Here is a 21555-nt window from a genome sequence, read left to right as displayed (position 1 = left end):
AAGAATAACAATATGTATGACTAAAATTTGTACAGTAGCGTAACATATGATACGATCTGCAAGAAATCGACTATGAAGCATAATCTAACAGAACTCTATCTGAAGAATGCCAAGTATATCACTTATGTGTTTCTTATACTGCTGTTTACACTTAATTTGTTTGCGCCAGCCTCTATGGACGCAAACGATAAGCAATTGGTGATTCTAATCTTGGTAGGATTAGCTATTGTTAATGCCATTATATACAATCTGATTCCGAAGCAGCTCGCACCCGAAGAGATAAAGCGTCGATACAAGCGGATGGTTTGGGTCATGCTAATAATCGCTATTGCAACGTTAGTGGTTCTTGCCACGGATACCTTTTACTTTAGGCCAAGAGTGAAAGCACTAATTGAAAGGGCAAGCCAGAAATAGCCCGATGATATAAAGGCTAAAGCAGAAAAGCCAGGAGAATGACTATAGCGCCCAGCCATACAAAACGATGCCCCCGTTGCGGCAAAGCCTTTGCCTGCCAGCCGGAGCGTATCCACGAATGCCAATGCGCGGGTATTCAGCTCTCCAATGCCCAGCGCCAGTACATTAGTGAACAGTACGAAGGCTGCCTGTGCCGCCAGTGTTTGCAGGAAAGCCAAACGACCGATCTACCCGCTCAGCAGCCTTTACCCAACTAGCGGATCAAGCCGTCAGCACTTGCCGCACTCTTAGCGCCTGGTCAAGCACCACCAGATTTGCTGCATAGCCGGTCTGCACTTTGCCCAGCGTATCACCCAGGCCAATGATCTCCGCCGGTGTCGTCGATGCCATGCGTAACGCTTCCGGTAGCGGCAATCCTGCTTTTTCTACACACACCTTTACGGCATCAAGAAGGGTGATGGATGAGCCGGCCAGTTTACCTTCCTGATTGGTGTAGCGCCCGTTCTCGTACCGAATAATGAAGTCTTCGTAGGCTAGTTCCGGCCGGGGCGGGTTAGCAAAGGTGGCGTCGGAGATCAGGAACAGGCGGTTGCCCAGTTGCTGGTGCGCAATCCGGATGGCTACCGGGTCGCAGTGGAAACCATCGGCAATCAGGCTGGCCCGGACGCTGGAGTGGTCGAAAATTGCCCCAACGGTGCCCGGCTCCCGGCTTTCAAACCCCCGCATGGCGTTGTAGAGGTGCGTGGCTAATGGAACGCCGTTGTTAAAGGCGTCGGTGGCCTGCTGATAGGTGGCGTTGCTGTGACCAAGGGATAGTAGCGTTCCGGCATTTATCAGTTTGTCAAGTTGTTCTTCCGTGAAGATCTCAGGGGCAATGGTGAGCAGTTTGATAACATCCCCGCCTTTGGCAAATAGCTCCTCCAGCTCGGCCTCATTCGGCCGGCGCACGTAGTTCAGACTGTGCGCTCCCCGTTTTTCCGGATTGATGTACGGCCCCTCCACGTGCAGGCCCAGTACACCCAGCGGATTCTCCTGCTGCACGGTCCGTACGGCGTCAATCGCCTGTAAAATCACCTGATGCGAGGTTGAATACAGCGTCGGCACGACCGAGGTGGTGCCGTTTTTTCGGTGGGTTTCGTAGATATGCCGGACCGTCTCTGCTGTTGGGTGTTCATTCAGGTAGTGCGCTGAGCCGCCGTACAGTTGCAGGTCCACAAAACCGGGTAGCAGGTAGTTACCTTGCAGGTCAACAACCTCATCACCGTCTAGCGGTGCGGCCGACATTTCCTGAATACGGCCGTTGGCGATAGAAACAGACAGGTTCGGCAACAACTCGCTGCCGGTAAAAATGGTGGCGTTTCGGAATGTGGTTTGCATAGTTGTGCCGCCTTAACCATTCCAAATCTCCCACGATTTTTCAGCCTGTAGCACCAGCATCCGGTGGCCGTTGTGGGTGGCGGCTCCGCGCTCGCGGCCCTGGCGCATGAACAGCGTTTCGGCGGGGTTATAAATCAGGTCATACAACAGGTGCTGGGCTGTGAGTTGGTCGTAAGGCAGATTAGGACATTCGTCCGTATGCGGGTAGGTGCCCACGGGTGAGGTGTTGATGATGAGCCGGTAATCAGCGATAACCCGGGGTAACTCCTCATAGGTAAGCCTATCGGCAGATGGGGTGCGGGATACCAGCCGGTAGGGAATGCCCAGGTCGGTTAGCACCACAGTTACGGCTTTGGCGGCTCCACCGGTACCCAGCACCAGCGCCTGCAACCCTTCGGTATTCACATCAAGGTTTCGGAACCATTCTTCCAGCGACTGCCGGAAGCCGTAGTAATCGGAGTTGAAGCCGGTGCGGGTACCGTCGTCCTCCAGGCGAATTACGTTCACCGCGCCTACTTTCTGGGCCGAGCTGTCCAGCCGGTCGAGGTAGGGGAAGACGGCCTGTTTGTGCGGAATGGTAACGTTCAGGCCGCGCAGGTTGGGCGTTTGCAGCACGTCCGGCAACCGGGTAATGTCGGGTAGCTCGAAAAGATCATAACGGCAGTCGGTGATGCCTTCGCGCTCGAATTTATCGGCAAAGTATTTTTTGGAAAAGGAGTGGGTCAGCGGGTAGCCAATCAGGCCAAATTGTTTCATCAGATGGAATGGGGTTGCTTCCGATACAAAAATAGCCCTGCTGCGGGTTTAGCGGAGCAGAGCTACTAATTATTCAGCAAAACGAACGGATTAAACGGCTGCCCGGCCCATTTTCCGCTTCAAGGCCTCAACTATCATTGGCACAACCGATATTCCCACAATGCCGAAGACGACGAACTCAAAGTTCTTTTGTACAAACGGAATATTACCCAGGAAGTAGCCAAGCATAGAAATACTAACCACCCACACGATGGCACCCACGATACAGAAACGAATGTAGCGGCCGTATTCCATACTACCGGCACCAGCTACGAAGGGCGCAATGGTGCGCACAATGGGAATAAACCGGGCGATGATCACCGTGCGACCACCATGCTTGGCGTAGAACTTCTCCGTCTCTGAAATGTATTCCCGTTTGAAAAACAGGATACGTTCCCGCATTTTGATCTTGTTGCCCAGAAACTTGCCGACAAAGTAGTTAACGTTGTCGCCCAGCAGGGCTGCCCCGATCAGCAGCGGAATAATTACCCAGACGCTAAGATCATTGGTGGGACGGGCAGCCAGGGCTCCGGCCGCAAACAGCAGCGAATCGCCCGGCAGCAGCGGCATCACAATAAGCCCCGTTTCCGTAAACACGATCAGAAACAGGATACCGTATAACAGCACACCATATTCGTTTGCCCAGGTATCCAGGTAACGATCCAGGTGCAACAGAAAGTCGAGGAGCGAATGTATGAGTTCCATGAACGTTTGAGGTTTAAGGTTTGAGGTTTAAGGTTTAATGTTTACGTTATAGCAGCTTCTAACGTCAAACTTCAAACGTTAAACCTCAAACGACCTTAATGTTTTCCGTTTAAAAAGTGAGTAAAAGTATCGCCACGCAGGCCGAGCCGGATGGTTTCGAGGGGAATGATTTCGTGGGGAGCAATGTTGCCGAGGTTCACATTGGCACCCAGCAGCTTCACAAACCAGACCTGCTGTTCTTTCTGCGGAGCTTCCCAGATAATGCTTTCCGAGGGTATCTGAGTCAGAATTTCTTCGACCAGCCCCTGCCGCACTTCGCCACTGGCGCGGAACAGGCCGACGGTGCCACCCTCGCGGGCTTCGCCGATTACTTTCCAGGCTCCGGCTTCCAGTTCGGCCCTCATCAACTGAATCCACTTATAGGGCGGAATGATTTTGGCCTCGTCTTTAGAACCCACTTCAGAAAGAACCGTTACCTGCTGCGCCAGTTGGCGGATGTATTCGCATTTGGTATCCTGCTGCATCTCGATCGACCCGTCCGAGACTTCGGCGTAGGCCAAATCGTAGGTATCGATCAGCCGCCGGTAGTCGTCAAACTGATCCCGGACAACAAAGGCTTCAAACAGGGTGCCGCCAAAATACACCGGAACGCCGGCTGCCTTATAAATAGCCAGTTTTTCTTTCAGGTTCGGGGTAACAAAAGAAGTGGCCCAGCCCAGCTTTACTAAGTCAACGTAATCGGCAGAAGTAGACAGAAAATCCTCAACCTGACGGAGGCTCAAGCCTTTATCCATCGCCATAGTAAGGCCATTCTGACGAGGTTTTACAGTACGGTCGGGTATCTGAGTAAGCGTGTAATTCATTCGCTTGTCATGAGTAAGCTATTCCAAAAATCCCCCAAAGCTAACACAAGTCGATAAAACCTCACAGGAAAGTCCACAAAATATAGCATCTGAACCAGCAGCGACTTAGTTAAATGCTATTTTTACGAGCGTATGAACGAGACTACACCCACAAACCCCCGGCTGGAGTTTTTCCGTTCGCAGATCGGGCAGAACATGAGCCAAAGTCCATCACCCCTGGGCCGGTGGCTGAACGGAACCATCAGGGCAGTCGATTTGCGTATGTTGGTGGTCGAATACACCATTCATGAAGATATGACCAATCCGCTGGGGGTACTCCACGGCGGAGCCGCAGCCGCCATTCTGGATGATATTGCCGGCTCGCTGGTTTTTGCCCTCGGCCGCGAATACGGCTACACTTCCGTTAACCTGACCCTGGATTTTCTGCATAGCGCCCGACTTGGCGAGGTCATTACCGCTACCGCCGAGATTATACGAGCCGGCAGGAACATCATTCACGTGACAGGTGTGATTGAGGCCGCCGACGGTAAAATCATCGCCAAATGTTCCACCAACCTAATTCAGACCTCGGTGAAGCTGCCGTTATAAGGATATGTAGCCGATAGTCGCTCCGCCAGTATTTACCAACGAATGACGACTATTTACTATCGACGCCTAATTATTGACTAACAGCCTATTGACTATCGGTTAAAGATTCCGTATTTTTGCCCCTCATTTCCAAATTATAGGTCTAAAATCATGTACGCAATCGTAGAGATCGCAGGTCAGCAATTTAAAGTAGAGAAGGGCCGTACCGTCTACACCCACCGGTTGGAAGGCGACGCGGACGCTGCACTTGTGTTCGACAAGGTACTCCTTGTTGATAACGACGGAAGCATAACCGTAGGGGCTCCGCTCGTTGAAGGTGCGTCGATCTCAGCCAAGATCGTCGAACACCTGAAAGGCGAAAAAGTAATCGTCTTTAAAAAGAAGCGTAGAAAAGGCTACAAAAAGAAAAATGGTCACCGTCAGTACCTGACTAAGGTGCTTATCGAAGACATCACCCTTTAAGTTTCAAGTTTAGCGTTTCAATGTTTCAAGTTGTCAAAGACAACCTGAAACTTGAAACTTGAAACCATAAACTCTTTTACAGAAAATGGCACATAAGAAAGGTGTAGGTAGTTCCAAAAACGGCCGTGACTCGATCAGCAAACGGTTAGGCGTGAAGCTGTTCGGTGGCCAGAAAGCAATCGCCGGCAATATCATTATTCGCCAGCGTGGCACAAAGCATCACCCCGGCCAGCATGTAGGCCTGGGCAGAGACCATACGCTGTTTGCGTTGGTCGACGGTACGGTTCAGTTCCGGAAAGGTCGTGATAACCGCTCTTACGTGAGCATCGTACCGTTCGAAACGACCACCACGGCTGAAGCTCCCGCTCCCGTAGCGGCTGAGTAAGCAGAAACAAAAACGTTGCGGTTTACTAAATGTGGGTTTTGGTCTGACCGTAAAGCGTAAGCAAGTAAAAACCTGTTCCGGCACCTGCGGGAACAGGTTTTTTGTTTGCCGTAAACTAAAAGTTTTTGCAGTCTGTTAAACCAGCATACTCCTCTAAGCGATACAAAGGAGCTACTCAGACGATTTAACTAAGCAGATTATATGAACTCACTACTGCGTCCCCCCGTCATGTTGTACACGGAGTCGAGTCCGAACCCGAACTCCATGAAGTTTGTGCTGAACTTCCCGCTGGTACCTGAAGGCTTGTCTTTCGATTATGCCGAGCCGGGCGATGCCCTGCTGGAAGGCAAAAACTCTCCGCTGGCGGTAGCCCTCTTCGGTTTCGAATTTGTCCGCCGGGTGTTCATCTCCAGCAACTTCATTACGGTTACCAAAGACGACGCGACCGACTGGAACGATGTGCTGTTTGAACTGAAACTCTACATCAAGCAGTATTTTGAAGAGCAGAAGCCGGTTTTTACCCAGCGCACCATGGAGACTAACTCCACCAAAGTAGACGCTGACTCCGAGACGGTTCAAAAGATTAAAGCGGTGCTCGACCAGTACGTGCGACCGGCGGTAGAATCAGACGGTGGAGCCATCAACTTCTATTCCTTCGACGAAAATTCCGGCACCGTTAAAGTGCTCCTGCAGGGTTCATGCAGCGGCTGCCCGTCCTCCACACTCACGCTGAAAGCCGGCATCGAAAACCTGCTGACCCGCCTGGTTCCCGAGGTGAAGCAGGTAGAAGCCGAAGGCGTTTAAGGTTAGTGGGCCGCAGGCAGGTTGCAGCAGGCAGACTACAAAATTTAGCAGCGAGGCCCCTTTGAGAGGGGCCTTTTGCTTTTGTAGGTTGCTTATCCTATTCTGCCACTGCAACCTGCCATTAACTAAAATATCTTCGCTTCTGCCAACGCAGGTGGTAAAATAGCGTTTAATTAGCAAATTCACGCTGTTTTCAACCACATCCTTGCATGAAGCATATCCTGTTGGTTGTGTCGGTCGGGCTGCTGTCGGTGGCCGGACAGGCGCAAAATCTGCTGGGCATTACCACCAGTCCGTATGGTGGAACCCACCGCACCTACCTCAATCCGGCCCTGGCAGCCGATTCTCCGCTCGCCTACGATGTTAATTTGTTTACGGCTAATGTCCACGTCGACAATAACTATGTGGGCTACAGTGCGCCGTACTCGCTGCTGACCTTGCTGGCCCGGAACGTTCCCAACCGGTTTCGTAGACCGGATGGATCGCTCCAGTTTCAGATGGATTATACCCGTGAAATTCTGAATGGAAAGCCCAAAAATGGTACACTTTGGGGCGAAGTACGGGGTCCGGCCCTGCAGTTCAAGACCGGCCCGAGGGGAGCCGTCGGGTTTTCGTCGCGGTTGCGGGCGGCCGCGCAGGTGTCGGGTGCCTCGGAGCGGTTGTTGTCGGCGATCCGGGCCAGCCTCCGCGACTCTGCTTTCTTCAGTATACCCAGCCGGGATAACCAATTCAGCATTAATACCAACACGTATTCCGAGGTGGCGCTCACTTTTGCGTACACCTTACTGGATGGCAATGGGCAGAAGCTATTGGGCGGTGTTACAGTGAAACGGCTGTTTGGCTATACCTCCGGATACCTGATTAACCGGGGGCTCGATTATCAGATTGCGTTTGACCAGACAGCCCGTGATGAAGGATACCTTCAGGTAAACCGCGTCGATGCCGATCTGGGTTACACTACGTACTTGCAAGGCCGTACCCTCTCACCCCGTACATTAATCAACACCGATGCTCCGGGCAGCGGCTGGGGTTTCGACCTTGGGGTTTCGTATATAGCCCAGGTGGATGAAGACGCGCCGTTGCTTCGGCTAAGCGGTTCACTCATGGATGTAGGCAGCATTCGCTATGAGGGGGAGGCCTATGATGTGCAGCGGCAAAATGTCCGGTTCTACCCGTCTGATTTTGACCAGGTCAGTGGTAGTGAAGATATTGCGGGCGTGCTCCGGCAGAAACTGGGTGTAGAACCAGCAACCGGCCGACGAAATTTTCGGTCGGGCTTACCCACGGCCCTGAACCTGGCGGCCGAATGGCAGGCTCCTTCTGGTCTGGCAGTAAGTGTTATGTGGTTTCAGGATATGCGGGGGCTGAAGGCCATATCGATGCACCAGCCTACGCTGATCGCCGTGACCCCTCGCTTTACGACCCGGCTTATTGAATTATCGATTCCGGTTTCCTACCTGAATCGTGGATTACTGGTTGGGTTGGCTGGTAGGCTGGGACCATTCTGGCTGGGGTCAGACAATATAGTGGGGCTGATTGGTAGCGGCCAAAACGGCTTTGCCCCTCGTGGTGTTGATGTGTACGGTGGCGTCGCTTTTGGCCTGAACCGAAAAACCTTGTAGTACGCAAATTTCTCTAAATTATGTAGATTTGGGGGTTAGCAGTAAACACAGGACTAGTTTCGGGCGCATGACCAGGCACGTATGACCGAACGAACCACCTTTTTTGACACCCGCATTGAATTTCTGAAAGGCGTTGGGCCGCAACGGGCGGAGCTATTGAACAAAGAACTCAATATCTTCACCTACGGCGACCTGATCCAGTACTATCCGTTCCGGTACGACGACCGTACCCGCTTCCATACCATCAGCGAACTGGACGAAAGTCTGCCGGCTGCGCAGGTACGCGGCCGTCTGCGCGACTGGTATTTTGAAGGAGAAGGACCCAAAAAACGCATGGTCGGTACGTTTACCGACGGCACCGGCACTATGAACCTGGTGTGGTTTCAGGGGCTGACCTGGCTGGAAAAGAACCTGCGCCGGAACGGCGAATACATTGCTTACGGCAAACCACAGCCCTTTGGCGGGCAGTTCAGCATTGTACATCCCGAAATGGACAATATCAGCCCGGATACGGAGATTCCGCGGGGCTTTTATCCCGTTTACAGCCTCACCGAAAAACTTCGCAAGCGCCACCTCGACAGCAAGGCCATCGGCACCATTATGCGGAACTTGCTGGAGGGCGCGTATCCGCACATCCGCGAAACCCTGCCCGACTCACTCGTGCAGCAGTTCCGGCTGGTGTCGAAGCGCGATGCCCTGTGGAATATCCACCTGCCCCAGAATCAGGCCTGGCTGGTGCAGGCACAACGGCGGCTGAAGTTCGAAGAGTTGTTTTATAATCAGCTCCGGCTCATCAAGAATAAACTGCTCCAGAAAAACGAAAATCCGGGGCAGGTATTCCGGAATACCGGACTGGTAACGGCGTTCTACAAAGACCATTTGCCCTTCGACCTCACCAACGCGCAGAAGCGGGTGCTAAAGGAAATTCATGCCGATTTTGTCAGTGGCAAACAGATGAACCGGCTGCTGCAGGGCGATGTCGGTAGCGGTAAAACCATTGTGGCTTTCATCGCCATGCTCATGGCGCTGTCGAACGGTGCCCAGGCCTGTATGATGGCCCCCACCGAAATCCTGGCCGACCAGCATTACGAGGGGCTAAAACTGTTTGCTGACGTCCTGGGCCTGAACATCGGTATTCTGACGGGTTCCACCACCACCAAGCGTCGGCGGGTGCTGCACGAGGAGTTGCAGACGGGTAAGATGCAGATCATTGTAGGTACGCACGCGCTGCTGGAAGATACCGTGCAGTTCCAGAACCTTGGCTTGTGCATCATCGATGAGCAGCACCGCTTTGGGGTGGCGCAGCGGGCTAAAATGTGGGCGAAGAACGAAGAGACACCCCCGCACATCCTGGTCATGACGGCTACGCCCATTCCGCGCACGCTGGCCATGACGCTCTACGGCAACCTGGATATTTCCATTATTGACGAACTGCCGGCCGGCCGGAAACCCATTAAAACAGTACATAAGTTTGATAAGCACCGGTCGGAAGTGTTTGGTTTTATGCGCCAGCAGATTGAGCTGGGCCGGCAGGTCTATGTGGTGTACCCACTGATTGAAGAGTCGGAGAAGCTGGATTACAAAGACCTGATGGACGGTTTTGAGAGCATTCAGCGGGCGTTTCCCCGGCCGAAGTATGAGGTGGGCATTCTGCACGGCCGGATGCTGCCCTACGAGAAAGACGACGAGATGAAGCGCTTTCAGAAACGGGAAACGCACATCATGGTTGCCACTACGGTTATCGAGGTAGGGGTAAATGTACCTAATGCCAGCGTAATGGTCATCGAAAGCGCCGAGCGGTTTGGTCTGGCCCAGTTGCATCAGTTGCGGGGTCGCGTAGGCCGGGGGGCCGACCAGTCGTACTGCGTGCTGATGACCGGCTACAAGCTTAGCAAAGATACGCGCACCCGCATCGAAACCATGGTGAAGACCAACAACGGCTTCGAGATTGCCGACGTAGACCTCCAGCTCCGTGGCCCCGGCGACCTGACCGGCACCCAGCAAAGTGGCGTCATGGACCTGATGATTGCCGACCTGGCCAAGGATGGGGCCATTCTGACGGTTGCCCGCGAGTCGGCCCAGAAAATTCTGGACGACGACCCGCACCTGGTGCTACCGCAGCACGCGCCTATCAGGAATCACCTGGATGCTCTGCGCAAAGAAGAAACCAACTGGAGCCGGATCAGCTAGTACCCCGGATTTGCCATCCGGCCGGCGCAAGCCGAACTACGCAGCCGCACCCGGACGGCAGATCCAGGGTATTTACTTACGACTATGTATTAATAACTTCCGCCTTGGCCCGCACAAACATAAAGATACCATAGCAAAGCAACCCAATGGCTACTGCCCCTAACAGAAACGAGCCATAGCTGGAGTTTTCCAGAAAAACAAAGGCACTGCTGCTGCCACCCGCTTCCTGAGCATTGGCGTTGATGGCCGCTTTCATAAACAGAAAACCAATAATACCCCAGACAATACCACGCGCAGTATAGCCTATTTTGCCAGTCTGAATGAGCAGATGTTGCTTATCGGATGGCAGCCGTGACGACTGAATTTTTTTCAGATACTTTTCCGAATAAGCCCGGTAGATCTGGTATATACCCACACCGATTATGCCCAGCGCGACAGCCCCCGCCAGCCATTGACCAAACGGCTGTTCGAGAAGTTTACGGGCCAGGGTTTGCCGGCTGTTACCCCCTCCTGAACCGGAAGAGCTGCCCAGGACCATCTTAGCCGCGTAGAAAGCCAATGATCCATAAACCAGGCCGCTGAAGGCATAACCGATCCGGCGGGCGATGCCTTTGGCATCAGTCCCTTTTTGTTCAGTATCCATAATCGCCTGCGTCAGCCGCCAAAGGGCGTAACAAACCAGGCCAATCGCTACCAGCGCCAGCAGAACCTGCCCGAATGGCTGCTGTAGTATAAACCGGAATATATCCTGCTTATTCAGGTTCTGCTCCGAATTACCGCCGAGTTCAAAAGCAGCCATGAAGGCCAGGATTCCCACCAGACAGTAGACAATACCTTTGGCAGCGAGGCCAAAGCGGGCGAAACGCTGTACCCACTCGGGACGCGAGGATGAGATAGTGGAGGAAATTGCTGAAAAAGCCATCGTCTAAATCGTTATTATCTGTTGTCGTTGAGTAGAGGACCTATTAAACAACAAAATAGATTTAAGGCGATGAATGTTTAGTCGTTCTATTCTGGAGGTTTGATCTGACAGTCAGCCTGTAGTGAATGTGAAAGCTGCTCAGGCGTTTGGTTGAACCACCAGTTTCCGGCTGATGGCTTCGCCAATCTGCATCAGTGCATCGGTCTCTTCGTCCGTAAAATCATAGGGTATAGATTTGGCAATGCCGAGTGTGCCGTACAGCTCTCCGTCCAGCATCAGCGGGGCAGTCATAGAGCCCTCTACTTTCGTGTCGCGGGCTGAGGGGCGGGCTACGCCGGATTCGTCGGTTTGCAGGTTGCAGATCTGCACCGGTTGCCGGCGTTCGGCGGCTACACCGGCCATGCCTTTACCAACCGGGATAACGGCCATCTTAGTCAGCAGAAACTCAGGGATACCCTGATAAGCCTTCAGATGAAGCAGATTGGTATTGGGGTCGAGGGTATGAATGGTGCCGGTAGTACAGTCGAATGCGGTCAGGATCTCAGTTAAGAGCTGATTCCAGTCAACGGTTTTGGTTTGGCTGTCTACCAGCGTAAAAATAGGGGTGGTATTTATCGGCATTGTTGTCGTCGTCAGGTTCAGGGCAAATAACGCCGAACCCGGCGATTCCGTCAAGAAAAACTGAGCAAGATCATACCTTATGGCCGATTTACCGTTCAACCAGCCAGGGCGCGTTGGCCGCAATGGCTTGCCGGGCTTTCTGCGCCTGTAACACATGACGGATCTCATGGGCGACGAAAAACCGGAAGGTATCGCCTAGCGACAGTTTTATCCAGCGGGCAATGGAAATGGGTATTTTCAACCGGCCCATGTCGACCGCCTGGGCCTGCTGTAGTAATTGGATCAGATGATGTTGCTGCCGGAGAAATTCGGCCAGCACAGCCTGGGCATCTAGTTGGGGCTCCGGCCGGTGGTTCTTAAACGCTTTGGCTTTGTAGCCGATAGAGCCGTCGGGCTTGGGGAGCATGGCCCTGGTAAAATAATCGCCCAGCCAACTGCTCCGGAAGGTACGGGTTGCGGTTAACTGCCGGGTTTCTCCCTGCCGGATGGCCTGCTCCATCAGGGGCAGGTAGTAGTACCCGTAGGTGTTCAGGTGTTCAAAGCACTGGGCAATGCTCCAGTGTCCGGCTGCGGGTGCCTGTAGCAGCTGATCGTTGGTTAAAGGGGCAAATTCGGCCTCTACCGTTTGGATAAGCTCGTCTACTTCGTGTTTCAGTTCGTGAAGCAAGCGTTGGCTGTCAACGTATTTCATAGCCTGAGTGATTTTTAAGACAAAAGTACCGGAGCCGTTCCGCAAAAATCTTGGTGCAGACCAAGATTTTCTGCACTCCTCATAATTTCACCGACGCCATCAGTTTGCTGAACGTGGTGGGGTCAAGGCCCAGATAGGAGGCAAGGTACTTGTGGGGAATCAGTTGCAGCACGTGCGGGCTGCGGGTTAGTAACACCCGAAACTTCTCTTCGGCGGAGTAGGTAGCAATCTCAATGTACCGGTCCATCAGTCCCGACATGGCCTGGGCCGTGGCTAAGTGGGCCCATCGGCAAATAGCGGGATAAGTATCAATCAGGCGGGCAAAATCAGTATACGTCATCCGGAGGAACCGACTGGCCGTCAAAGTTTCAAGGCAATAGCGGGAGGGTTGCTGGAGCTGAAACGAGTTGGCAATCCCGGAAAAGGAGCCGGTATAGGAGAAAATCAGCGTTACTTCTTTGTTGCCTTCGCCCAGGTAGTAGGCCCGCTGCACGCCGTCCAGCACAAAGTACAGGTACCGCTCAATCTCTCCGGCTGCGGTCATGACGGTCTTTCGCTTAAACTCGACCGGATGCCAGCAGGCGGCAAAGGCCTGCCATTCGGGCGCTGCCAGCGGTATCGTTTTAAAAACCAGTTGTTGTAAGGCGTCTGTTTCCAAGCTGCCGTTCGTGTAATTCAGGGTTTAAAACTAATGATTCAGCGTTAACTTGTACCTTTAACCGGCTGACAAACCGTGTAAACGTCTTATTCTGCTCCTGTTCCTGTGAAACGCATCGTAAAAATGACCGTTCTCGTCCTGATCTCCGCTATTCTCCTCCTGGTTCTGGTAGGCTATTCCTTTATCCAACTGGCGCCCCAGGTGGGCAGCAACCCCGCCGACGACCGGCTGAGCCGCATCGAAGCCTCGCCCAACTACCGTAACGGTAAGTTCCAGAACCTGGTAGAGACCACCATGGATATACCCGGTAGCAAGATGCTGAGCGTGATGTGGCGCTTCCTGCGCGGAGGTGAGGACACCGAACCTGCCGAAACGCTGAAAACCGTGCCCTTCGACGCGAAACGGTTTGCGAGCCTGAGGCCGGAGGAGGTAGCCGTCTGCTGGTTTGGCCACTCGTCGCTGTTGATCCGGATGCACGGCAAGACCTTCCTGACCGATCCGGTACTGGTTGGCGAGCGGGCGTCGATGTTCTCGTTTATCGGGCCAAAGCGCTTCGACTACGACCACCACATCCGGGTTGACGAGCTGCCGCCGATTGATGCTGTAATCCTGTCGCACGACCATTATGACCACCTCGATTACCAGACCATGCTCCAACTGAAAGATAAGGTAAGCCGGTTTTATGTCCCGCTGGGCGTAGGCGCTCACCTTATCAAGTGGGGTATTCCACATAAGACCATTACCGAACTGGACTGGTGGAATGCCATCACCTTCGACGAAAATATCACCCTGATTTGCACCCCCGCCCGGCACTTTTCGGGGCGGGCGCTTACCAACCGCAACACAACCCTCTGGGCCTCGTGGGTACTGAAAGGCAAAGAAAAACGAGTGTACTACGGGGCTGATTCAGGCTACTACCACGGTTTCGGACAGATTGGGGAGAAGTATGGCCCGTTTGACCTGGCGCTGCTGGAGTGCGGTGCCTATAACGAAGACTGGGCCAATATCCATATGATGCCGGAAGAAACCGCCCAGGCCGCCGTGGATGTAAAAGCGAACGTGATGATGCCCATCCACTGGGGCAAGTTTAATCTGGCGCTGCACGCCTGGCGCGACCCCATCCGGCGCGTAACAAAAAAGGGTCAGGCACTCGGCCTGACCCTGACTACTCCCCGCATTGGTGAAATGGTGGTGCTTAACCAGCCTCTGCCTCAAGGGCGCTGGTGGGAGGAGTATCGGTAAGATTAATTCCAGCCGCCACCCAATGCCCGGTAGATATTTACCACGGCATTCAGTTGCTGCATTTTGGTTTCTACCAGGTCAAACCGGGATTCCTGCGCATCGCGCTGGGTCAGCAGGACTTCCATATAGTCGGCCCTGGCCGAGTTGAACAGGCTGTTTGAAATCCCGATCGACTGCGTAAGCGCCTGCACTTCCCTCGACTTCACATCGTAACTCTTTTCCAGGTTACCGATCTTGGCCAACTGATTAGCCACCTCGATATACGCGTTCAGGATGGTCCGCTCATAGTTGAAAACGGCCTGGATCTGCCGGGCGTTGGCGCTGTTGTAAGTGGCGATGATCGCGTTTTTGTTGATCAGCGGCCCGGCCAGATCGCCCGCCAGCGAAAAAATCAGCGATTCGGGCGTTTTTAGCAAATAAGCCGGATTAAAAGCCATATAGCCGAGGTTAGCCGAAATGCCCAGCGATGGATAGAACCGGGCTTTGGCCACCTGAACATCCAGCTTGGCGGCTGCCAGATCCTGTTCGGCCTGCCGGATGTCCGGACGGTTGGCCAGCAGCTGCGAGGGCAGGCCGACATACATGGTAGCGGGTACCAGGTTGTTGAAATCCTGTGAATTCCGGGCAACGGGCTGCGGGTAGCGACCTACCAGGAAGTTGATCCGGTTCTCGGTTTCGATAATGCGCTGCTGAATGCCGTACTGGAGGTTCTGGGTATTCAGCACCTGCGCTTCAAACCGGCGCACGGCCAGTTCAGTTACGCGGGTCGCTTCTTTTTGTATCCGGACTATCTTCAGGGCGTTGTTCTGGATCTCGATATTCTGCCTCACAATTTCCAGCTCATTATCCATCGCCAGCAATTCATAATACGAGTTGGCGATTTCGGCAATCAGGTTGGTAATCGTAAAGTTTCGCCCTTCTACGCTGGCCAGGTACCGGTGTACGGCCGCTTTTTTGGCGTTGCGCAGCTTATGCCAGATATCGATCTCCCAGGTGGCATACGCGCCCCCGTACAGGTTGGGCAGCGGATCGGGCGTGCTTTTGCCCGGCTTGATTTCGGTAGCTTCTACCGTGGCACCCGGCAGCGTGTAGCGGCCCACCTTGTCGACACCGGCCCCGCCCCGCAGGCCCACAAAGGGCTGGTATTCCCCTTGCCGGGCTCTGATCTCATTTTGGGCAATCTGGAGTTCCTGCTGCGTAATATTCAGCTCCTGGTTGTTGCGCAGGGCCGTATCAATCAGGGCTACCAGATTAGGATCGGTAAAGAAGGCCCGCCAACTGACTTTCCCCGTGTTGGTAGAGTCCGACGCGCTGCTAAACTGCGCCGGGACCGTCCGGTTCTCGGTTCTGGAAATTATAGCCGGGGTTTTGCAGGCAGCAAGCGCGAGGCACAGGCCGACTACCGGTACGCCGACGCGGCCCAGGCGCTTGTAGATGAATTTATTGGACATGGTTCGTACTTTCTTCGGTTACAGGAAAAGCGTCTACCTGGTGGACGAAGTTTTCGCTCAGCGGCTCATCTTCTTCGCCTTTGATCATCTTCCGGCCATCGGCCAGGTTGCCAAATATGTAATACAAGCCAGGGATGATGATGACCCCGAAAATGGTTCCGAACAACATACCCCCCATGGCAGAAGCCCCAATGGTACGGTTCCCGATAGCACCAGCGCCCCTGGCCAGAATCAACGGAATCAGACCGGCCACAAAGGCGAAGGAGGTCATCAGGATCGGCCGGAAACGCACTTTGGCTCCTTCAATAGCCGCGTTCAGAATGGTTTCGCCCTGCTGGCGTTTCTGGACGGCAAACTCAACGATCAGTACGGCGTTTTTCCCCAACAGACCAACCAGCATGATCAGACCGATCTGGGCGTAGATGTTGTTTTCCAGCCCCATAGCTTTCAGCAGGAAAAACGAACCAAATATCCCGACCGGCAACGACGTTAATACCGCCAGCGGAATGATAAAGCTTTCGTATTGGGCGGCCAGCACCAGGTACACGAAGGCAACCACGATTAGGAAAACATACAAGCTCTCGTTACCCCGGATCGACTCGTCATACGAAAGCCCTTCGAAGGCAATGTCATAGCCTTTAGGCAACGTCTTGGCGGCCACTTCCCGAATGGCCTGAATCGCTTCGGCCGTGGTATACCCCTTAGCCGGCTGGCCCTGAATAGCAGCCGAATTGTACAGGTTGAACCGGGTAATCTCGTTCGGGCCCTGGCCTTTTTTGAGCTTCATGAATGCCGAGTACGACACCATTTCACCCGCATCGTTTTTGACAAACAGGTTCAACAGATCGGAGGGCAGTCGTCTGAAACTCGGATCAGACTGTACGTACACTTTAAAGAACTGGTTGAACTTAATAAAGCCCTGTTCGTATGTACTACCAATCATGATGTTGAGGTTATCCATCGCTTTTCCGATCGATACGCCCTTCTGCATAGCCAGGTTATTATCAATCTCCAGCTCATACTGTGGATAATTGGCGGCAAAGAAGGAGAATAAGGCGGTCAGCTCTTTCCGTTTGGCCAGATTATCCATGAACTCCTTCTGAATATTATCAAATTCATGATAATCCGTTTCGGTGTTTTTATCCAGCAAACGCATCGAAAAACCGCCCGAGGTACCAAATCCAGGAATGGCCGGTGGTTCGAAGAACTCGACCGTCGCTCCGAGCCCTCTCGATTTCTCTTCCAGTTCTTCCATGATTTCCTTCACGTTCTTTTCCCGCTCCGACCAGGGTTTGAGGTTGATCAGACAGGTACCCGCATTGGAGCCCCGCCCTTCCGTCATGATCTCGTAACCAGCCAGTGAGGATACCGATTCGATTCCGGGAACCTCTTCGCAGATTTTCTGTAGTCGTCGGGACACTTCATTGGTTTTTTCCAGCGTAGAACCCGGAGGAGTCTGGATGATCCCGTAAATGGTACTCTGATCTTCGTTCGGAATAAAGCCGGCCGGCAGAATTTCATTCTCGTAGGCGATGCCGGCACAGAAAGCGCCCAGGACGAGGAACGTTACCACCCGGCGGTTGACGATGAGTTTCAACAAGCCTACGTAACGACCGGTCATTTTTTCAAAAGCGCTGTTGAAACTATCAAGCGCCCTAGTAAACAGGTTTTTCTTCTTAGCGTGGCCGTGCGGAGTGCCGCCCAGATGATTTTTCAGCAACATGGCGCACAGAACCGGGGTAAGCGTCAGGGCGATCAGGGCTGAGATCACAATAGAGCTGGCCATCGTGATCGAGAATTGGCGATAGAATGTACCGACCGGCCCCGACATGAACGAAATGGGCAGGAACACCGATACCATCACCAGCGTAATGGCAATAATAGCCCCACTAATCTCACCCAGCACCTTTTTTACTGCTCCGTAGGGAGAAAGATGCGGCTCTTCTTCCATCTTGGCGTGTACCGCTTCCACCACCACAATCGCGTCGTCGACCACAATACCGATGGCTAGTACCAGTGCGAAGAGGGTAATCAGGTTGATGGACAGGCCAAATGCCTGTATCACAAAGAAGGCCCCGACCAACGATACTGGAACCGCCAGAATCGGAATTAGGGTCGATCGCCAGTCGCCAAGGAAGATGAATACAACCAGGGCCACCAGAATAAACGCGTCGCGCAACGTATCGATTACCTGCTCGATGGAGGCATCCAGAAACTGCGATACGTCGTAGCTGATTTTATAGTCCATACCCGGCGGGAAGGACGCTTTCATAACCTCCAGCTTCTCTTTAACCTCGTCAATGACGTCACTGGCATTACTGCCATAGTTTTGCCGCAGAACAATAGCCGCCGACGCCTGGCCATCCAGGTTCGAGTAGATATCGAAAAACTCACTGCCTAGCTCCACCTTGGCAATATCCCGTAAATGGATACTTTCCCCTTCTGAATTTGCCCGGATAATAATGCCTTCGTACTCTTCCGGCTTATTGTACCGGCCTTTGTACGTAAGCACATACTCCAGCGACTGAGCCGCAATACCGGAGCTTTGACCAAGCCGGCCCGGCCGCCCAATAATGCTTTGTTCGCCAATGGCCTTCATCACTTCTTCCGTGGAGATGTTATAGGCCCTCATACGCTCAGGATTCAGCCAGACGCGCATGGCATACCGGCGGCTACCCAATATCTGAGCCCTGGCAATCCCGCGGGTCCGCTGGATCTCGGGGATCATCTTCACCGTAGCGTAGTTGAACAGGAATTTTTCGTCGATGCTCTTATTCTTGGAATAGAGGTTGACGTACATCAGCATACTGGGCTGGATCGGCGTAATAATAACCCCTTCCCGCTGCACCAGTTCGGGCAGGAGCGGCATCACCTGGTCTACCCGGGTTTTTACCCGGATCACGGCATCGTTGGGGTCAGTACCCGGTTCAAAAATGATCCGGAGGGTAGCCTCACCCGCACTGGTAGCATCGGTTGCGATATACCGCATGTCCTGTACCCCGTTGATGGCCTGTTCCAGGGTAATCAGTGTGGATTTAACCAGCACATCGGCACTGGACCCGGGATAGGCAATAAAGATATTGACGGTGGTGGGGGCAATATCCGGGAATTGAGAAATAGGTAACTTCTTGATGGCCAGTACTCCGACGAAGATGATCATAATGGATATGACAATCGCGAATACCGGTCTGCGTATGAATTTACTAAACATGGGTTCTGCTTTTTGGCCTATTCGGCATATAGATCCAGGTGAGAGATAACAGCGTCAGGCTGCTGGAACCTGTAGTGGATTTTCTGATTTTCCCGTACCTGACGTAAGCCTTCCAGCAGGATCTTATCGTCTTTTTTCAGACCGGATTTGACCACAAAAATGTGCGGCAATTCGGCGGCTATAGTGATTTCCCGGGACCGAATCGTATTGTCTTTGTCTACCACGTAGACATACTTCTTTTCCAGGACCTCAAAGGTGGCTTTCTGCGGAATAATCAGCGCATTGCTCAGCGGCACCGTCATCTGGATATTACCGGTTTCGCCGTGCCGTAACAGCCCTTTGGGGTTGGGGAAGGTGGCCCGGAAAGCGATATTACCGGTTTCGTTGTTAAAGTCTGCTTCAATAGTTTCTACGAGACCGGGGTAGGGGAACAGCTTATTATTGGCCATGAGCAGATTTACTTTAATGGGGCTGTTGTTTGCCGTGGCTTTATAATCCAGGTATTCGGCTTCCGGTACGTTGTAGTACACCCACATTTTGCTGTTGTCCGACAGTGTCGTCAGCAAATCGCCCTCATCGAGCAAACTACCCAACCGAACCTGGAAATGGTCCATGATGCCGGAGAAAGGCGCTCTGATCTGGGTGAACTGCAGATGGGTCTGCGCCAGGGCTAATTCGGCTTTGGCCTTGTCCAGTTTAGCCTTGGCCAGCGCGAGTTCATTTCTGGATACGATATTGCTGTCGGCCAGTTTTTTGGTGTTCTGGAACTCAATACCCACAAAATTGACTTCAGCCTCCGCTTTCTGGCGTTCGGCCTGGTACATCATGGGCATAATCTGGAACATGAGTTGTCCTTTCTGGACGTACTGCCCTTCGTCTACATAAATCTTTTGCAGGTAGCCTTTCTCCAGCGCCCTGAGTTCGATGTGCTGGATGGAGTGAATCTGCGCTACGTAATCTTTGGTAACGGTCGTGTCTTTTTGCAGCGGACTGGTCACCAGAAATTCGGTTTCTTCTTCCTTCGTTTCTTCTTTATTGGCATAGCTTGTGCAGCCCCACATGGCGCACAAGCTGATGACGATGAGAATTTGCTTCATGGGAATGTTCGTTTTCGGACGAGTTGAATTGGATATATTGTAAATGGCCATGCGTTAGGCGGTTTTGGCAATCTGGAGATGGTTTGGTGCGTTGATAATCAGGGTGAACCGCCGTGCTGAACGGCGACTGCTTTACCCGGCGGGGCGTTCGGTGCCTGCTCCAGCTGGCGTATCAGGCTGTCTTTCTCTTCGTTGGCTTTTATGCATTCCGAGAGCTGCTGCTGGTAAGCCGCCCGGTCTACTATATAGATTGAATTACCTGATTCGTAGTCATTAAGGCTGGGCTGCCGGCTTTGTTCGTACAGCAAAAAGCCGTTGAACATCAGAGAGAGGGTCAGTGTTAGTCCAAAGCCGTAGAGCAAAATCGATTCGGACCGACGGGCGGAGAAATTCCGATGTTGCATACCTTGTGTCTTCATTTAGTGACACAAAGCAAGCCTCAGGACATTAGAACGGTGTGAGAGGGAAATTAGAAAACATTAGAAAGGTACCAGTCTGTGCTTAAACTGCTTAATTAAAACAGGCCTGCCGGTTAGAAAAATCATATTATTTGTCTTTATTGAACAACGTTTGGTGCGTTTACCAGTAGATCTTTGAATGCCTACCCCTATTTTGGTTAAACTACTCCTGCAGGCGGCTTTAGCCACGCTGCTGATGCTTATGCTTTGGATTGGGCTGGATGCCAGCCTACCGGGAACGGTCTGGTCGGTCATGACCATCAGCAAATCGGCCCTGACGGTGGAGTATTGCGAGTTTAATCACCCGCAGCGCTTCTTTCACCAACCCATCAATACGTATTCCAATTTAGCCTACTTCTTTTTCGGCATACTCATCCTGCTCATTGCCAGGCATGATTACCGAAACCGGGTCAATCGCCAGGCCAACCGCCTGGCAGACTTTCCGCTGCTTTCCGTGCTGATGGGCAGTTGCTTTGTGTACCTGAGTATCGGCAGCGCGTTTTTTCATGCGTCGCTTACGTATGTCGGTCAGCGCGTCGACATGAACGCCACCTATAGCATCCTGATTACGCTGCTGGGCATTACGCTGTATCACCTGGTCTACCGCATTCGGTTGAGCCGGCTTCAGCAAAGGCTGTGGGTGGCTGCCTTGGTGGCCGTTATCGGCTTGTTTTTGCCGCTTGCACTCCTGGTACCCAGCTCCCGGCTGGTGCCCGCCCTGATTCTGCTGCTGAACGCCGGAATGGTGATGCACTTTGTGCAGTTCAGGGCGCAGCGCTCCATCGGGCTGGTGCTGCTCAGCCTGACGCTGGTTGTCCTGGCCATTTACATCCGTACGCTGGATGTACAAAAGGTGGGCTGCGATCCGTACTCGTTCTTTCAGGGCCATGCACTCTGGCACCTGCTGACCGCCCTGAGCAGTTTTTGCAGTTATTGGTTCTTCCGGTTTACAAAACGCCGGCCCCCCCAACTCGGTTAATAGCCGTTTGCCCAACGGGG

At 53.0% G+C, this 21555-nt stretch carries 22 protein-coding genes; 10 read left to right on the top strand and 12 right to left on the bottom strand.

The genetic code is table 11. The annotated features are described in order from the left end of the window. The first annotated feature begins 72 nt into the window (after positions 1 to 72). The gene (locus ABD931_RS15445; RefSeq protein ID WP_345268653.1) at positions 73 to 414 is read left to right on the top strand and encodes a hypothetical protein; all 342 of its coding nucleotides are present in this window, start codon (positions 73 to 75) and stop codon (positions 412 to 414) included. A gap of 38 nt (positions 415 to 452) precedes the next feature. Then, positions 453 to 671: a cysteine-rich CWC family protein gene (locus ABD931_RS15440; protein ID WP_345268651.1), complete on the top strand. Its 219-nt coding sequence runs from the start codon at positions 453 to 455 to the stop codon at positions 669 to 671. A 4-nt stretch (positions 672 to 675) separates the two neighbouring features. Here ABD931_RS15440 and nagA read toward each other — a convergent pair whose 3' ends face one another. From nagA to ABD931_RS15420, 4 genes are all read right to left on the bottom strand, one after another. Further along, positions 676 to 1791 (bottom strand): N-acetylglucosamine-6-phosphate deacetylase, encoded by a 1116-nt coding sequence (gene nagA / locus ABD931_RS15435; RefSeq protein ID WP_345268649.1) that lies wholly within the window; start codon positions 1789 to 1791, stop codon positions 676 to 678. 12 nt (positions 1792 to 1803) lie between these two features. Then, positions 1804 to 2547: a shikimate dehydrogenase family protein gene (locus tag ABD931_RS15430; RefSeq protein ID WP_345268647.1), complete on the bottom strand. Its 744-nt coding sequence runs from the start codon at positions 2545 to 2547 to the stop codon at positions 1804 to 1806. 90 nt (positions 2548 to 2637) lie between these two features. After that, positions 2638 to 3291 carry a DedA family protein gene (locus ABD931_RS15425; protein ID WP_345268645.1) on the bottom strand — a complete coding sequence of 218 codons (654 nt, stop codon included), beginning with the start codon at positions 3289 to 3291 and terminating at the stop codon, positions 2638 to 2640. 95 nt (positions 3292 to 3386) lie between these two features. Next, the gene (locus ABD931_RS15420) at positions 3387 to 4154 is read right to left on the bottom strand and encodes a phosphosulfolactate synthase (protein WP_345268643.1); all 768 of its coding nucleotides are present in this window, start codon (positions 4152 to 4154) and stop codon (positions 3387 to 3389) included. Positions 4155 to 4286: 132 nt separating this feature from the next. Between ABD931_RS15420 and ABD931_RS15415 the strand changes: the two genes are divergently transcribed. From ABD931_RS15415 to recG, 6 genes are all read left to right on the top strand, one after another. Then, positions 4287 to 4742 carry a PaaI family thioesterase gene (locus tag ABD931_RS15415; protein WP_345268641.1) on the top strand — a complete coding sequence of 152 codons (456 nt, stop codon included), beginning with the start codon at positions 4287 to 4289 and terminating at the stop codon, positions 4740 to 4742. A 150-nt stretch (positions 4743 to 4892) separates the two neighbouring features. Further along, entirely contained in the window at positions 4893 to 5204 is a 312-nt protein-coding gene (rplU, locus tag ABD931_RS15410; protein WP_345240266.1) for a 50S ribosomal protein L21, read from the top strand. Between the two features lie 85 nt (positions 5205 to 5289). Beyond that, entirely contained in the window at positions 5290 to 5589 is a 300-nt protein-coding gene (gene rpmA, locus ABD931_RS15405; protein WP_345268639.1) for a 50S ribosomal protein L27, read from the top strand. Between the two features lie 201 nt (positions 5590 to 5790). Continuing rightward, the gene (locus tag ABD931_RS15400; RefSeq protein WP_345268637.1) at positions 5791 to 6393 is read left to right on the top strand and encodes a NifU family protein; all 603 of its coding nucleotides are present in this window, start codon (positions 5791 to 5793) and stop codon (positions 6391 to 6393) included. Positions 6394 to 6602: 209 nt separating this feature from the next. After that, on the top strand, positions 6603 to 8015 hold the full coding sequence (locus ABD931_RS15395; RefSeq protein ID WP_345268635.1) for a DUF5723 family protein: 1413 nt from the start codon (positions 6603 to 6605) through the stop codon (positions 8013 to 8015). Between the two features lie 81 nt (positions 8016 to 8096). Continuing rightward, positions 8097 to 10205 (top strand): ATP-dependent DNA helicase RecG, encoded by a 2109-nt coding sequence (gene recG / locus ABD931_RS15390; RefSeq protein WP_345268633.1) that lies wholly within the window; start codon positions 8097 to 8099, stop codon positions 10203 to 10205. An 82-nt stretch (positions 10206 to 10287) separates the two neighbouring features. On the opposite strand, the gene ABD931_RS15385 is transcribed toward recG, so the two are convergent. From ABD931_RS15385 to ABD931_RS15370, 4 genes are all read right to left on the bottom strand, one after another. Continuing rightward, complete coding sequence (locus tag ABD931_RS15385; RefSeq protein WP_345268631.1) at positions 10288 to 11127, bottom strand: DUF1206 domain-containing protein; 840 nt, start codon at positions 11125 to 11127, stop codon at positions 10288 to 10290. 138 nt (positions 11128 to 11265) lie between these two features. Continuing rightward, positions 11266 to 11748 (bottom strand): GAF domain-containing protein, encoded by a 483-nt coding sequence (locus tag ABD931_RS15380; protein ID WP_345268629.1) that lies wholly within the window; start codon positions 11746 to 11748, stop codon positions 11266 to 11268. 88 nt (positions 11749 to 11836) lie between these two features. Then, complete coding sequence (locus tag ABD931_RS15375; protein ID WP_345268627.1) at positions 11837 to 12439, bottom strand: DinB family protein; 603 nt, start codon at positions 12437 to 12439, stop codon at positions 11837 to 11839. Positions 12440 to 12518: 79 nt separating this feature from the next. Then, positions 12519 to 13097, bottom strand: a complete 579-nt coding sequence (locus ABD931_RS15370; protein ID WP_345268625.1) for a Crp/Fnr family transcriptional regulator — start codon at positions 13095 to 13097, stop codon at positions 12519 to 12521. Positions 13098 to 13220: 123 nt separating this feature from the next. Between ABD931_RS15370 and ABD931_RS15365 the strand changes: the two genes are divergently transcribed. Further along, positions 13221 to 14339: an MBL fold metallo-hydrolase gene (locus ABD931_RS15365; RefSeq protein WP_345268624.1), complete on the top strand. Its 1119-nt coding sequence runs from the start codon at positions 13221 to 13223 to the stop codon at positions 14337 to 14339. 2 nt (positions 14340 to 14341) lie between these two features. On the opposite strand, the gene ABD931_RS15360 is transcribed toward ABD931_RS15365, so the two are convergent. From ABD931_RS15360 to ABD931_RS15345, 4 genes are all read right to left on the bottom strand, one after another. Beyond that, positions 14342 to 15790, bottom strand: a complete 1449-nt coding sequence (locus ABD931_RS15360) for a TolC family protein (protein WP_345268622.1) — start codon at positions 15788 to 15790, stop codon at positions 14342 to 14344. After that, entirely contained in the window at positions 15780 to 19001 is a 3222-nt protein-coding gene (locus ABD931_RS15355) for an efflux RND transporter permease subunit (protein WP_345268619.1), read from the bottom strand. Before ABD931_RS15355 ends, ABD931_RS15360 begins: the two co-directional genes overlap by 11 nt. 17 nt (positions 19002 to 19018) lie before the next feature. After that, on the bottom strand, positions 19019 to 20098 hold the full coding sequence (locus ABD931_RS15350) for an efflux RND transporter periplasmic adaptor subunit (RefSeq protein WP_345268617.1): 1080 nt from the start codon (positions 20096 to 20098) through the stop codon (positions 19019 to 19021). A gap of 98 nt (positions 20099 to 20196) precedes the next feature. Next, positions 20197 to 20502: a hypothetical protein gene (locus tag ABD931_RS15345; RefSeq protein ID WP_345268615.1), complete on the bottom strand. Its 306-nt coding sequence runs from the start codon at positions 20500 to 20502 to the stop codon at positions 20197 to 20199. Positions 20503 to 20695: 193 nt separating this feature from the next. On the opposite strand from ABD931_RS15345, the gene ABD931_RS15340 reads away from it, so the two are divergent. Next, positions 20696 to 21535, top strand: coding sequence for a ceramidase domain-containing protein (locus tag ABD931_RS15340; protein WP_345268613.1), 840 nt, complete (start codon positions 20696 to 20698; stop codon positions 21533 to 21535). Positions 21536 to 21555: the final 20 nt, after the last annotated feature.

It is taken from the genome of Nibrella viscosa (assembly GCF_039541875.1).
In the GTDB taxonomy this organism is placed as follows: Bacteria; Bacteroidota; Bacteroidia; order Cytophagales; family Spirosomataceae; genus Nibrella; species Nibrella viscosa.
This window is presented reverse-complemented; position numbering and strand designations above follow the sequence as displayed.